The sequence below is a fragment of the Epilithonimonas sp. UC225_85 genome (genome assembly GCF_042695135.1).
Lineage (GTDB): Bacteria > Bacteroidota > Bacteroidia > Flavobacteriales > Weeksellaceae > Epilithonimonas.
Window position 1 is genome coordinate 13,389 of the sequence record NZ_CP170547.1, and the last position, 13,015, is coordinate 26,403.

Consider the following 13,015-nt stretch of genomic DNA (forward strand, 5'->3'; position numbering starts at 1 on the left):
TCATGAGCAAAAAAATAAAACTTGTCCTGGTAGATGATGAACAGCTTATTCTGGAAGGAATAAAGATTCTGCTTTCTATGGAAAATAATATTTCTGTAGAGTATATGACAACAGTTGCAAGCCAACTTGTTGATTATTTAGGAACTCTACAACAAGATAACTTTCCGGATATTGCAATGATTGATATCCAGATGCAGCCGATGGATGGTTTCGAACTCGTTGAGATCCTGAAGAAAAAATACCCGGATCTGAAGATCATTATTCTATCTTCCCATTACAAAAGCAGCGTTCTCGGATATATGGTGAAGTTGGGCGTGTCTGCTTTTCTTCCGAAAAACTCCAGCAAAAAAGACTTTATAGATGCCATAGAAGCAGTTGATAAAAACGGAATGTACTTCACAAAAGAAGATCACGAGATGCTGCTATCTTATATGAATACGCCTTCCCGCAAAAAATCTCTTTTTGACACCGAAGAAACAATATCCAACAGGGAAAGAGATGTCGTAAAGCTGATCTGCCAGGAAAAAACCAATCAGGAAATCGCAGATATTTTGTTCCTGAGTCCTAGAACTGTCGAAAGCCACCGCCAAAGAATCCTTGATAAAATAGGTGCAAAAAACACGGTTGGGATTGTTATTTATGCCATTATCAACAACATCCATTCTATTCCGGTGAGATTATAACTCTACCGGATACTTAATCCGAAAATTCAGTATTTCTACTCTATTACAGCTGATAGATTTGTTATTCCTTTGGCATAATAAAACATAAAATCAATTTTTAATTTTTACATTATGACTTATCAATCAGTAGAAATAATAAATAGCACAAATTATATTATCTCAGGCGAGATATCTTATATGACCGTTTTTTGCAGAGACACCGAGTTTATTTTAAATCCATACTCGGCTTGGCAATCACAAAAACGCATCTGTCCAATTGTAGAAATCACGGCATTTATCAAAACACCTGACGGATTTTTCACTGCCAAACCATTCATTTCTATCGGGACCACACATCAAACATTTGAAGTAATACAAACGGAAAAACAGGATTTTCGTGTTATAAAGGCGAGAAATGTAAAGGTCAAAAGCCATCCGCAAATCTTACAGCCTATTTTGTAAAACAAAAACCAAATTTCATATTTTTAAATCTCATCAATTTTTTGGTGGGATTTTTTATTAAGAAAAATATTGAGCCCGTATAAATACGCAATTTTCAAATTGGTAATTTCCACTCTACCAGAGCTTCTCCTATCTTTCTACATTTGCCATATCAATAACGAACACAATAAAGATTCTAAAAACAAACAACGATGAGAACTCATTTGGAAATTAGTTATAGTAACTGAATCAATTTCCGAATGAAATTTAGCCACCTTTCAGATTTGAAAGGTGGTTTTTATTTATTTTTAAATTGATTAATCGCATTCACCGTAAAATCCGACAGAACCAGTTTCCCACTGATCTCTGCCCGTTCGCTTAGAAGTTGATCCCAATCATCTGTTCCTTTCCAGAAAATTTCTTTCAGTCTTAGCATTGCTTCGGGATTGGAAGTTGCTAATTTCTCTGCAAGAATTTGTATTTCTGCATCCATTTCCTCAGTTGTCTCGTACATATCCTGGAACATATTTTTTTCCCTAGCCCATTCTGCGGCGTAAAATTCAGTCGCATTGATCGCTAACTGAGCAAAAGCCGAAGTCCCGATTTTCTTTTCTACAACAGGCCCAATAACGAAAGGCCCAATCCCTACAGCCAATTCGCTCAACTTAACCGAAGCATTTTCTGTTGCAAAAGTGTAATCCGCCGCACACGCAATTCCAACGCCGCCGCCGACAGCTTTTCCGTGGATTCTTGCAATAATGAGTTTTGGAGATTTTCGCATCGCATTAATGACATTAGCAAATCCCGAAAAAAATGTTTTCCCCGTTTCGAAGTCTTGGATGGAAATCAGTTCGTCGAAAGATGCGCCTGCACAAAATGCTTTTTCCCCAGCACTTTTCAGGATGATGACTTTTGCATCGTCACTTTTTCCCAACTTTTCAATTTCTTCTACCAGATTTTTAAGTTGAGAACTCGGCATTGAATTACTTTGCGGATGAAAAAACTCGATGGTTCCGATTCCGTTTTCTATGGTTGATTTTACGTAGGCGTTCATTTTATTAAATTAAATGATTAAAAAATTAAGACATTAAAAGATTACTTTGTTCTTAATTTACTCAAAATATGAATTTTTGTGTTGAATCCGCAGCCCGGCCTGAGTGGAGCTCATTTTTTGTGGGCTGGAAAAGCTTGGCAAAAAATAGCGGGAACGGAGGACGGATTAAGCTGCCATAATTTCAAAACTTCGAAAATACTTGATTCTTTTTACTTTTATATTGTTTCTTAATTTATTCTTGGTTCAATTTCTTTACCATTGTCAGAATCGTAGCAATCGCAACAGTTTCTCCGGTTTCGTCGTAAACATCCACTAGCCAGCGGACGATTCCTTTGGCAATATCGTCTTCGTCACGTTTTTCCTGATTGATTTTTTCTTTGCAGGTAAACTTCACGCCAATTGTCATTCCGGGATAAACGGGTTTCACGAAACGGCATTCGTCCAAACCATAATTCAAGAGAACCGGACCTTTTCTCGGGTCAACAAATAATCCCGCCGCTTTGCTCAGAATAAAATAACCGTGCGCTACTCTGCCTTCGAAAATCGTTTCTTCCAAAGATGTTGCGTCCATATGCGCATAGAAATTGTCGCCGGAAACATTGGCAAAATTGGTAATATCCGCTTCTGTAACCGTATGTTTTGCCGTGATGTAAGTTTCACTGATTTTCAGTTCTTCAAAATGCTTTCTGAATGGATGAATATTATCTTCAAACTGCTTTCCACCGTATTGGTATTGTTGCGTAATGGTGGTCAAAGTCGTTGGCGAACCTTGGATTGCCGTACGTTGCATATAATGAAGAACGCCACGTTTTCCGCCCATTTCTTCGCCACCGCCAGCTCTTCCCGGACCGCCGTGAACCAGCATTGGCAAAGGCGAACCGTGACCTGTACTTTCTTTTGCACAATCAGAATTGAGAATCAAAATCCGGCCGTGCATCGATGCGGCTCCGATGACAAATTCTCTTGCAAAATCATCATCAGCCGTCACAACAGAACAGCAAAGCGAACCTTTTCCCATTCTCGCCAACTCAATCGCCTCATCAATATTATGATATGGAATAATCGTGCTGACTGGTCCGAAAGCCTCGATATTATGGCAATCTGTATATTTAAAAGGGTCGGAATTAAGGAATAAAATCGGGGAAATGAACGCGCCTTTGTTTTTGTCCGCACCTTTCACATCGAAATCATCCAAATTTCCGAAAACAATTTCCTGAGTTTTGGATAATTCCTGAACTTTCCCGGAAACTTCCTTCACCTGGTCTTTATTCGCCAAAGCGCCCATTCTCACACCTTCGACATTCGGGTCACCGATGATAACGGTGGAAAGTCTTTGTCCAAGAGAAATCTGAACATCTTCGAGCAAATTAACAGGCACTAAAATCCTTCTCACCGCCGTACATTTTTGTCCAGCTTTGGTCGTCATTTCACGAACGGCTTCTTTGATGAACAAATCAAACTCAGCAGTTCCTGGTTTTGCATCTTCGCCCAAAACCATTGCATTTAACGAATCGGCTTCCAAATTGAAAGGCACAGATTCTTCAAGAATTCTTGGGTGAGACTTCAGCATTTTCCCTGTGGAAGCCGAACCTGTAAAGGTCACAACATCTTCGCTCGTCACACTTTCCAGAATTCCGTTGGCTGAACCACAAATTAATTGCAAACTTCCTTCGGGTAGAATTTGTGAAGCGATGATTTCTTTAACGACGACTTCTGTTAAAAAACTTGTTGCTGTTGCAGGTTTTACGATTGCAGGGACACCAGCCAAAAGGTTGACTGCAATTTTTTCCAGCATTCCCCAAACCGGAAAATTAAACGCATTGATATGAATCGCAACCCCACGTTTCGGCGTGCAAATATGATGACCGATAAATGTGCCTTCTTTGGAAAGCTTCACCGATTCGCCATCTATATAATAAGGTAAATCGGGAAATTGTCTACGAAGTGAAGCATTAGCAAAAAGATTTCCAATCCCTCCTTCGATGTCAACCCAGCTGTCGGCTTTGGTTGCGCCGGTTGCCCAGCTCACTTTGTAGAACGTTTCTTTCTTTTCCAAAAGATGGAAAGCGAGTTTCTTCAACATCAATCCTCTTTCCTGGAAAGTCAGTTTTCGAAGAGCCTGACCACCGATTTTTCTCGCATAATCCATCATTTCCGCAAAATCCAAACCTTTGGAAGTCGCCGTTGCCACCAAATCGCCGTTGATGGAATTATATAAAGCCTGCCCTTCTCCCTCACCTTTTGTCCATCTTCCGAGCGCGTAATTTTCTAGTTGCATTTTTTCTGTATTAAGTATTATGTAAAATGTACAAAGTAGAATGTGACGTTAAATGTACTTTTTACTTTGTACATTCTACTTTTTACAACTAATTAAACTTTCTCAATAATCACCGCAAAACCTTGTCCCAAACCAACGCACATTGTTACCAAAGCATATTTTTTATTTTGGTTTTGAAGTTCGTACATTGCGGAATTCAGGATTCTTGCGCCACTCATTCCGAGCGGATGTCCAAGCGCAATGGCACCACCATTCGGATTGATTCTGGAATCATTGTCATCCAATCCCCAAGCTCTGATGCAGGCTAAACTTTGTGCAGCGAATGCTTCATTTAATTCGATAATATCAATATCGTTGAAAGTCAACCCAGCTTTTTGCAATGCCAATTCTGCTGCTTTTACAGGACCAATTCCCATCAATCTTGGTTCAACACCGACAACTGCGCTGGAAACTATTCTTGCTTTTGGTGTTAATCCAAATTCTTTAATCGCATTTTCCGAAGCCAATAAATTAACCGCTGCGCCGTCATTCAATCCAGAAGCATTTCCTGCTGTGACCGTTCCGTCTTTTTTGAAAGCCGTTCTCAATTTTGATAAGCCTTCAATTGTTGTATCGTTTTTCGGGAATTCATCTTTATCGAAAATCAAATCGTCGCCTTTTCTTTGAGGAATATTGACTGCAACAATTTCTTGCGATAATCTTCCGCTTTCCTGAGCAATTTTCGCTTTCTGCTGAGAATTAAGGGCAAACAAATCCTGGTCTTCACGAGAAATTTGGTCACGTTCAGCCAGATTTTCTGCCGTTTCTCCCATTGCATCTACGCCGTACATTTCTTTCATTTTCGGATTGATGAATCGCCAGCCGAAAGTCGTATCGTAGATTTTTGCATCGCCTCCAAAAGGATTTTCGGACTTTGAAATGACCAATGGTCCGCGCGTCATATTTTCGACACCGCCGGAAATCATCAAATCTGCATCGCCAACCTGAATCGCTCTTGCTGCATTAATCGCTGCCGACAAACCAGAAGCGCAAAGTCTATTCACCGTTTCTCCCGGCACGTGATAATCCAACCCGGAAAGCAAAGCCGACATTCTTGCGATATTTCGGTTGTCTTCGCCCGCTTGATTGGCGCAACCTAAAACGACATCGTAGATTTTACTTTGGTCGATGTTCGGGTTTCTTTCCAATAATTTTTTGATAACAAAAGCCGCCATATCATCGGGACGAACGGAAGATAAACTTCCTTTCAGTTTTCCAATCGGCGTTCGGATGCCATCTATTATATATGCGTTGTTCATTTTTTATGATTGATTGTTGATTATTTTGAACACAATGCTCACGAAGATTTTAATTTTGAAGTTTCACAAAGCCGCTTCGCTCATATAAGTATCGAAAATAATTTCTCTTATAAGTTTTACGCCTTTGTGAAACTTCATAATCAAAAGATTTTCTTGTGTACTTGTGTTCAAATAATTAATAAAAAGTTTTATTTTGTTTTACTAAGTTTCTGATAATCGGACTGCATCTGTAGCGGTCTTCGTGGTAGAAATTATATAATTCGTCCAATTCTTTTTCTATATTTTCCAATCCAAATTCATCTGCCCATTTCAGTAATCCTTTTGGATAATTTACACCTTTTGTCATTGCTAAGTCGATGTCTTCTGCAGAAGCGACGTTTAAGAAATAAACATCTGAAGCTTCGTTCATTAACATTACCAAGATTCTTTTGAATATTAATTCTAATAATTCCGGATTATCATTTGGTTTAGGTTGTTCTGCATTTTCATAATAATCATAAAATCCTTTCCCTGATTTTCTTCCGAAATAACCAGCTTCGAATAATCGCTTCTGGGCAAATGATGGTTTGAATTTCGGGTCATAGAAAAACTCTTTGAAGACACTTTCCGTCACTCGGTAATTCACGTCGTGACCAATGAAATCCATTAATTCAAATGGTCCCATTTTGAATCCACCCAGACTTGTCATAGCAAAATCAATAGTCGCACAGTCCGCAATTCCTTCTTCCAAAATTCTAATGGCTTCTCCATAAAATGGTCTTGCAACGCGATTCACAATAAATCCAGGTGTATCTTTTGCAATCACCGGAAGTTTTTTCCAGCTTTCAACGAGACTTTTCACTTTTGAAACTAAATTTTTATCCGTCTGAACCGCAGGAATTACCTCAACCAAAGCCATCAAAGGCGCCGGATTGAAAAAATGAATCCCAATCACACGTTCCGGTTTCTGACAAGCTGAGGCAATCGACGCAATCGATAATGATGACGTATTGGTTGCTAAAATACAATCTTCGGAAACCAGACCTTCTAATTTTTGGAACAAGTCTTTCTTGATTTCCAAATCTTCAACAATCGCTTCGATGATTAATTCTGAATCTTTCAGTTCAGATAATTTATCGCTCAATCTGATATTATCGAAATAAGTCTCCGCTTCTTCGAATGTCATTTTTCTTTTCTCAGCCAATTTCTGAAACTGTGCCTCAAGGTTTTGACCAGCTTTTTCTACGGCAAGTGGATTGCTGTCGTACAACAAAACCTCGTTTCTGGCAATTGCCAAAATCTGTGCTATTCCACTTCCCATTGCGCCACTACCGACTATTGCTATTTTCATTTCTTTGTTGTAAAATGTATAATGTAAAAAGTAAAATGACTTTTTTATTTATTCCTTATAATTTCCATCTTCAATTATGTAACCAATTAAGGTTGAATCAATGTCATAAATTAATTTCAGATTTGTAAAACCATTTGGATCTATTGAACCTTGCTTTTCTTCAATTTCATAGATATCATTTCCTTCGCAATCCCGTATTTTAGATTTTCCAATTAATTGTGCCACTTTATTTTTTGCAGTTCCTTTTTCATTTTTTGTTTTAGGAAAAGTTAGAACATTATTAATTAAATCATCAAGCATTTGTTTTCTATAGTTTTCTCCATACAAACCATTTTCTTCCGAAATCCATTTTGAAGATTCAAATTTTTTATTGCATCCACAAAATGAAAACAACATAATAATTAATAAAAGATATTTTGATGATGAGATTTTCATAAATATAAATAATACTATTTGGCAAAAATTATTCTAATCTTAATGGCATTTAAAATAATCAAAAGGTTCTTTGCAATCATCGCATTGGTATAATGCTTTGCACGCTGTGGAACCAAACTGACTTACCAAATGTGTGTGTTTCGAACTGCAAAGCGGACATTCAACCTCATCTGTTTTTGAAAATAATTCGTCACTATTTTTTGAGTAAACAGGCGGTGCAATGCCGTAAGCTTTCAGTTTTTGTTTTCCTTCCTCTGTCATCCAATCGGTGGTCCAAGCCGGACTCAACTGGTTTGTTATTTTGATATTATTGAAACCTTTTTCAATCAATTTCAGTTTAATCGACATATTAATCATCGATGTGGCAGGACAACCGGAGTAAGTTGGTGTCACTACAATTTCAATTTCATTTTGCTTAACATCTTCGGTTTCGGAAGAACCAATATGTCGCTCCTCTGGAGCTTTATTTTCAATGGATTTTTTATTTTCTACAAACATTTCACTCCTTTGGAGCTTGACATCACGGATGATTCCCAAATCCAAAAGATTGAGAACGGGAACTTCCGGGTCAGGAACTTCCTTTAGGATTTGCCATATGTCGTTTTCTGTGATTGTCATTTTTTATTATAAAGGCTAATAATTATGTCGCCCTTTCAGGGCTCTTTTCATTTTGGTCATTCTACATCGGGTTTCACCCGACGCTATTAACATTAAGCCACTATGTGGCTTGACAAAATTGAGTTATTATATTTTTTGGTATAACTCTACCATTCCATATTAGGATAAGTGCGTTGCATTATTTGCATTTCTGCTAAGATGTAACCCATTTTCTCGGTGTGTTTTCCGTCTTTTCCGCCCGTCAGTTTCCTTGATTTCTCGAAATCGATTGTCAATGTGGCTTCGTTCAGAATTTCCAGAACTTTATTTTCCCATTTGGTTCGGAAGGTTCTGATGTCGGGGATTATTTTTTGTTCGATTAATTCAAATTCCCAATCTGTCGGAATGAACATTTCGTCTGTGAAATCCACCAAATCATTGACTGACTTCTGAATTTTGTTGTGGCTTTCTTCTGTGCCGTCGCCTAATCGAATCATCCATTCGCTGCTCCATTTTAAATGATACGTGACTTCTTTCAAAGACTTTTCTGCGATGGAAGCGAGTTTCAAATCTGAGTGGTGTTTCAGTTCTGTCAATAATAAATGATGATAGGCATCGAAGAAAAACTGTCGTGCAATCGTGTCTCCGAAGTGTCCGTTTTCTTTTTCTACTAGCAACAGATTCTTGAAATCACGCTCATTTCTGAGGAATGCCAAATCGTCTTCGGTCTTTCCTTCATTCTGAACCTCAGCGGCATATTGATAATAGTTGGAAGATTCTCCCAGAAAATCTAAAGCGATGTTTGACAAGGCAATATCCTGTTCCAGAACTGGACCTTTTCCGCACCATTCGCATAAGCGCTGACCAAGAATCAGGCTTGTGTCTGCGAGGTGCAGGAGATAATTGAGCCAGTTGTTTTTATTGTTTTCCATTTTATGTTGAATTTGAACGCAAAGTGCGCAAAGTTTTTATTTATTACAATGTTTTAAGGTTCGCAAAGACGTAAAACTCATCAAAGAATTAGACTTCTAAGTTTTTTGTCATTCCGTAGGAATCTCAACAGTCTAGATTGACTTCGTCGAACCACTTTGTTAGGTTTCCTACGGAATGACAAACTTCGTGGTTATAACGAAATCTATTTTTATGTAGAATCTGCAGCCCGACTTGAGTGGAAATCCTTTTTTATGGCTGGAAAAGCCAGGCAAAAAGATTGGGAACGGAAGGCGGAAATAGCTGCCATAATTATCATTTTCACTAAATTTCCAATATTCCAATTTACCTCTATAAGTCCTTCTGGGAGAGGCTTACAAAACGTCGAAAGGTTTTACCTAAAACGTCGAGACGTTTTGACTAACTCGTCGAAAGGTTTTGGGTAAAAGGCCTCGACGTTTTTTACATAACCTCACGACTACATATTTTTAACTTCCTCCGGAACGTGGTAAAACGTCGGGTGGCGGTAAACTTTATCTTCCGAAGGTTCATAAAAAGCCTCGGAATCATCTGGATTTGTAGCGTGGATATGCTTGGATTCTACAACCCAAATGCTGACGCCTTCCATCCTTCTGGTGTAAACATCGCGTGAGTTTTGGATTGCCATTTCTGCATCAGCTGCGTGGAGACTCCCGACATGCTTGTGGTCGAGCCCTTGTCTGCTTCTGATGAAAACCTCCCAAAGCGGCCATTCTGTATTTTGCATAATATTTCAGATTAGAGACGGATAGATTAGAGATAATAGACTTTAATCTTCCGGCTTATATTAAACTGTTTTTCTGTTTTGTTATTCTCTTAATTTTCTTTTTTCGTGGTAAGCGGTTGCGGCTTCTCTTACCCAAGCGCCGTCATCAAAGGCTTTTTTGCGGGTTTCAACACGTTCTTTGTTGCAGGCGCCGTTGCCTTTTACCACTTTCCAGAACTCATCCCAATCGATTTCCCCGAATTCGTAATGACCGGTTTCTTCATTGAATTTCAAGTCTGGGTCAGGAATCGTCAGGCCCAGATATTCGGCCTGAGGAATGGAAACGTCTACGAAACGCTGTCTCAGCTCGTCATTGGTGAAGCGTTTGATACGCCATTTCATCGAGAGTTCTGTGTTTCCGGACTCGGCATCTTTGGGGCCAAACATCATCAACGTTGGCCACCACCAACGGTTGAACGCATCTTGAGCCATTGCTTTCTGCTCCGGCGAACCTTGTGCTAGTTTCATCATCAATTCGTAACCTTGTCTCTGGTGGAAACTTTCTTCCTTGCAAATCCGAACCATCGCTCTGGCGTAAGGTCCGTACGAAGCGCGACAAAGAGGCACTTGATTCAGAATCGCAGCGCCATCTACCAGCCAGCCGATTGCGCCCATATCTGCCCAAGTCAAAGTTGGATAATTGAAAATACTGGAATATTTCGCTTTTCCGGAATGCAGGTCATTGATAGTTTCGTCTCTTGTAACGCCCAAAGTTTCTGCAGCACAATAAAGATACAAACCGTGACCAGCCTCGTCCTGAACTTTTGCAAGAAGGATTTTCTTTCGGTTCAAAGTTGGCGCGCGCGTAATCCAGTTGGCTTCCGGCAACATTCCTACAATTTCGGAATGGGCGTGCTGAGAAATCTGACGAATCAGGGTTTTTCTGTACGCGTCCGGCATCCAGTCTTTTGGTTCGATGCGGATTTCGCTGTCTATTTTATTCTGAAAATGTTCTTCTAAATTGATTTCTGTTTTTTCCATTTTCTTTATTTTTTTCTTTGAACACAAAGCGCACAAAGTTTTTTTATTACTAATTGTTTTAAGGTTCACAAAGGCGTGAACTTATATAAGAATTAATTTAAAATTTTTTTGTCATTCCGGAGGAATCTAAACTGTCGAGATTGACTTCGTCGAACCACTTCGTTAGGTTTCCTACGGAATGACAAACGTGGTGGTTAAAACCTCCTCTTGTTTTACACCGAATCTGCAGCCCGACTTGAGCGGAAATCCTTTTTTGCTTGTACTCAAGTTCAACTTAACGGAAATCTCGAACAAAAAAGATTGGGAGTGGAAGGCGGAAATGGCTGCCATAATTATTATTTTATTTAATATCAAAATTCACAACCACTTCCTCCGACCTCGGATGCGCCTGGCAAGAAAGGATAAATCCTGCGGCAATCTCGTCCGGTTCCAGGGAATAATTGATGTCCATCACAACTTCGCCTTTTTCAAGTTTGCATTTGCAAGTGGCACAAACACCACCTTTGCAGGCGTAAGGCAAGTCGGCTCCGTTTTGCAAAGCGGCATCCAGAATTGTTGGGCCGTGGTAGGCTAAATCTAATTTCAGAGCGGTCGCATCTAACTTGACTGTGACTTTACTAAAAACATCATCCGATTTATTGATTGCGGATTCGTGTTCTTTTTTCTTTTCGGCTGAGGCTGCGCTGAAGAATAATTCGAAGTGAATCTTCTTGGCATCCACGCCGGAACTGACCAAAGTGTCTCTTACGCCGAGAATCATTTCCTCTGGTCCGCAAAGGAAAACCTCATCGATTTTCTCTGCGGGAATGATATTATCGAGGAATGATTTTGCTTTCTCAGAATTGATTCTGCCACTCAACAAATCTGCATCTGCAACCTCGCGGCTGAGAATGTGATAAATACTGAGGCGTTCCATAAAACGGTTTTTCAAAGCTTCGATTTCTTCTTTGAAGATGATGGTCGCTTTGTTTTTGTTCCCGTAAATCAGGATGAATTGGCTTTGAGGCTCGTTTTTCAAAACTGACTTGATGATGGAAATAATGGGCGTAATGCCACTTCCTGCAGCAAAAGCAACGTAAGTTTTCTTATTTTCGGGATTCAGTTCTGTGTAGAATTTTCCCATTGGTGGCATTACTTCAAGAATGTCGCCTTCTTTTAGGTTTTCATTCATAAAAGAAGAGAACAGACCTTCGGGAACTTTTTTCACAGCGACTTTCAATTCATTTTCGTGCGGACTTGCACAGATTGAGTATGACCGACGAAGTTCCTCGCTGCCATTGATTTGTCGGAAAGTCAGGTATTGGCCTTGCGTAAATTTGAACTGTTCTGCCAATTCTGCCGGCACATCAAAACTCACGGAAACACAATCCTGCGTTTCTTTCTTGACTTTTTTGACTTTTAATTGATGAAAATTTACTGACATTTTATTTTTTTTGAACACAAAGTGCACAAAGATTTTTTTTACATTATTGAAAATATTTTAAGGCTCACAAAGGCACTTCGACAGGCTCAGTATAAACTACAAACTTAACTAAGCTCTCAAATTAATTTTATTAAATCTATTATCTATCTTCTGTTAACATTCCTTTCATTAATAATGTTTTCAAATCATCTTCCAGTTCTTGCGGTGAGATTTCGCGGCTTGGTTTGTACCAGAGTTCAATCCATCTTAAGGAAGATAGCATTGTGAAAAGTGCGACGGAAACGTTCATTTTTTTGAATTCGCCGTTTTGCATTCCTTGTTCTATGATGTTGGCAAAGCTTTTTTCATAGGATTTTCTGGTTTCTTTATACTGTTCTTTCTTGTCATCAGACAAATATTTCCAATCGTTATTTGCTACAGAAACTGAGGCAGAATCTTCGATAATCAGTTGAACGTGAAGTCCGATGATGGCGTTCAGTTTTTCCTGAAAAGTCTGGTTGGTGTTTTCGATTTCCCCAAGTTGGGAAATGTATTGGTTGGCGATTTTGAAGCAAATCAATTCCAGAATTTCGTTTTTGGATTTGATATGATTGTACATACTTGCGGCTTCCATTCCCACTTTTTCCGCAAGGTCGCGCATACTTGTCCCACCGAAACCTTTCTCTTTGAAAAGCATTGCGGCTTCGGATAAAATCAATTCTTTCTTATTGATTTTGTTTTTCTTATTAATTATTAATTCCTGTATCATAATGTGTCACTCCTACGGAGCTCCTTTAAAAAT

The 13,015-nt window shown here is 39.1% G+C and carries 13 protein-coding genes; 2 read left to right on the forward strand and 11 right to left on the reverse strand.

The window, feature by feature from the left end:
- The first annotated feature begins 2 nt into the window (after positions 1–2).
- Both ACFJGY_RS00065 and ACFJGY_RS00070 read left to right on the forward strand, forming a co-directional pair.
- Positions 3–683 carry a response regulator gene (locus ACFJGY_RS00065; RefSeq protein ID WP_379966438.1) on the forward strand — a complete coding sequence of 227 codons (681 nt, stop codon included), beginning with the start codon at positions 3–5 and terminating at the stop codon, positions 681–683.
- A gap of 111 nt (positions 684–794) precedes the next feature.
- Positions 795–1,124 (forward strand): hypothetical protein, encoded by a 330-nt coding sequence (locus ACFJGY_RS00070; protein ID WP_379966441.1) that lies wholly within the window; start codon positions 795–797, stop codon positions 1,122–1,124.
- Positions 1,125–1,401: 277 nt separating this feature from the next.
- Here ACFJGY_RS00070 and ACFJGY_RS00075 read toward each other — a convergent pair whose 3' ends face one another.
- From ACFJGY_RS00075 to ACFJGY_RS00125, 11 genes are all read right to left on the reverse strand, one after another.
- Positions 1,402–2,157 carry an enoyl-CoA hydratase/isomerase family protein gene (locus ACFJGY_RS00075; RefSeq protein ID WP_379966444.1) on the reverse strand — a complete coding sequence of 252 codons (756 nt, stop codon included), beginning with the start codon at positions 2,155–2,157 and terminating at the stop codon, positions 1,402–1,404.
- 232 nt (positions 2,158–2,389) lie between these two features.
- The gene (gene paaZ / locus ACFJGY_RS00080) at positions 2,390–4,435 is read right to left on the reverse strand and encodes a phenylacetic acid degradation bifunctional protein PaaZ (RefSeq protein ID WP_379966447.1); all 2,046 of its coding nucleotides are present in this window, start codon (positions 4,433–4,435) and stop codon (positions 2,390–2,392) included.
- Between the two features lie 92 nt (positions 4,436–4,527).
- Positions 4,528–5,733 (reverse strand): 3-oxoadipyl-CoA thiolase, encoded by a 1,206-nt coding sequence (pcaF, locus tag ACFJGY_RS00085; protein ID WP_379966450.1) that lies wholly within the window; start codon positions 5,731–5,733, stop codon positions 4,528–4,530.
- A gap of 175 nt (positions 5,734–5,908) precedes the next feature.
- Positions 5,909–7,063, reverse strand: coding sequence for a 3-hydroxyacyl-CoA dehydrogenase NAD-binding domain-containing protein (locus ACFJGY_RS00090; RefSeq protein WP_379966453.1), 1,155 nt, complete (start codon positions 7,061–7,063; stop codon positions 5,909–5,911).
- A 48-nt stretch (positions 7,064–7,111) separates the two neighbouring features.
- A complete protein-coding gene (locus tag ACFJGY_RS00095; protein ID WP_379966456.1) occupies positions 7,112–7,498 on the reverse strand; it encodes a hypothetical protein in 387 nt (128 codons plus the stop codon).
- 39 nt (positions 7,499–7,537) lie between these two features.
- Entirely contained in the window at positions 7,538–8,116 is a 579-nt protein-coding gene (paaD, locus tag ACFJGY_RS00100; RefSeq protein WP_379966459.1) for a 1,2-phenylacetyl-CoA epoxidase subunit PaaD, read from the reverse strand.
- Between the two features lie 146 nt (positions 8,117–8,262).
- Entirely contained in the window at positions 8,263–9,027 is a 765-nt protein-coding gene (paaC, locus tag ACFJGY_RS00105; protein ID WP_379966462.1) for a 1,2-phenylacetyl-CoA epoxidase subunit PaaC, read from the reverse strand.
- A gap of 476 nt (positions 9,028–9,503) precedes the next feature.
- Positions 9,504–9,791, reverse strand: a complete 288-nt coding sequence (gene paaB / locus ACFJGY_RS00110; protein ID WP_379966465.1) for a 1,2-phenylacetyl-CoA epoxidase subunit PaaB — start codon at positions 9,789–9,791, stop codon at positions 9,504–9,506.
- Positions 9,792–9,872: 81 nt separating this feature from the next.
- Positions 9,873–10,811 carry a 1,2-phenylacetyl-CoA epoxidase subunit PaaA gene (gene paaA, locus ACFJGY_RS00115; RefSeq protein ID WP_379966468.1) on the reverse strand — a complete coding sequence of 313 codons (939 nt, stop codon included), beginning with the start codon at positions 10,809–10,811 and terminating at the stop codon, positions 9,873–9,875.
- A 340-nt stretch (positions 10,812–11,151) separates the two neighbouring features.
- Entirely contained in the window at positions 11,152–12,234 is a 1,083-nt protein-coding gene (paaE, locus tag ACFJGY_RS00120; protein ID WP_379966471.1) for a 1,2-phenylacetyl-CoA epoxidase subunit PaaE, read from the reverse strand.
- Positions 12,235–12,373: 139 nt separating this feature from the next.
- Complete coding sequence (locus ACFJGY_RS00125; RefSeq protein WP_379966474.1) at positions 12,374–12,982, reverse strand: TetR/AcrR family transcriptional regulator; 609 nt, start codon at positions 12,980–12,982, stop codon at positions 12,374–12,376.
- Between the last annotated feature and the right edge of the window lie 33 nt (positions 12,983–13,015).

Excerpts from the sequence above, each read along its gene's own strand:
- ACFJGY_RS00065 (WP_379966438.1), top strand. The coding sequence starts at position 3 with ATGAGCAAAAAAATAAAACTTGTCCTGGTAGATGATGAACAGCTTATT.
- ACFJGY_RS00070 (WP_379966441.1), top strand. The coding sequence starts at position 795 with ATGACTTATCAATCAGTAGAAATAATAAATAGCACAAATTATATTATC.
- ACFJGY_RS00075 (WP_379966444.1), bottom strand. The coding sequence starts at position 2,157 with ATGAACGCCTACGTAAAATCAACCATAGAAAACGGAATCGGAACCATC.
- paaZ (WP_379966447.1), bottom strand. The coding sequence starts at position 4,435 with ATGCAACTAGAAAATTACGCGCTCGGAAGATGGACAAAAGGTGAGGGA.
- pcaF (WP_379966450.1), bottom strand. The coding sequence starts at position 5,733 with ATGAACAACGCATATATAATAGATGGCATCCGAACGCCGATTGGAAAA.
- ACFJGY_RS00090 (WP_379966453.1), bottom strand. The coding sequence starts at position 7,063 with ATGAAAATAGCAATAGTCGGTAGTGGCGCAATGGGAAGTGGAATAGCA.
- ACFJGY_RS00095 (WP_379966456.1), bottom strand. The coding sequence starts at position 7,498 with ATGAAAATCTCATCATCAAAATATCTTTTATTAATTATTATGTTGTTT.
- paaD (WP_379966459.1), bottom strand. The coding sequence starts at position 8,116 with ATGACAATCACAGAAAACGACATATGGCAAATCCTAAAGGAAGTTCCT.
- paaC (WP_379966462.1), bottom strand. The coding sequence starts at position 9,027 with ATGGAAAACAATAAAAACAACTGGCTCAATTATCTCCTGCACCTCGCA.
- paaB (WP_379966465.1), bottom strand. The coding sequence starts at position 9,791 with ATGCAAAATACAGAATGGCCGCTTTGGGAGGTTTTCATCAGAAGCAGA.
- paaA (WP_379966468.1), bottom strand. The coding sequence starts at position 10,811 with ATGGAAAAAACAGAAATCAATTTAGAAGAACATTTTCAGAATAAAATA.
- paaE (WP_379966471.1), bottom strand. The coding sequence starts at position 12,234 with ATGTCAGTAAATTTTCATCAATTAAAAGTCAAAAAAGTCAAGAAAGAA.
- ACFJGY_RS00125 (WP_379966474.1), bottom strand. The coding sequence starts at position 12,982 with ATGATACAGGAATTAATAATTAATAAGAAAAACAAAATCAATAAGAAA.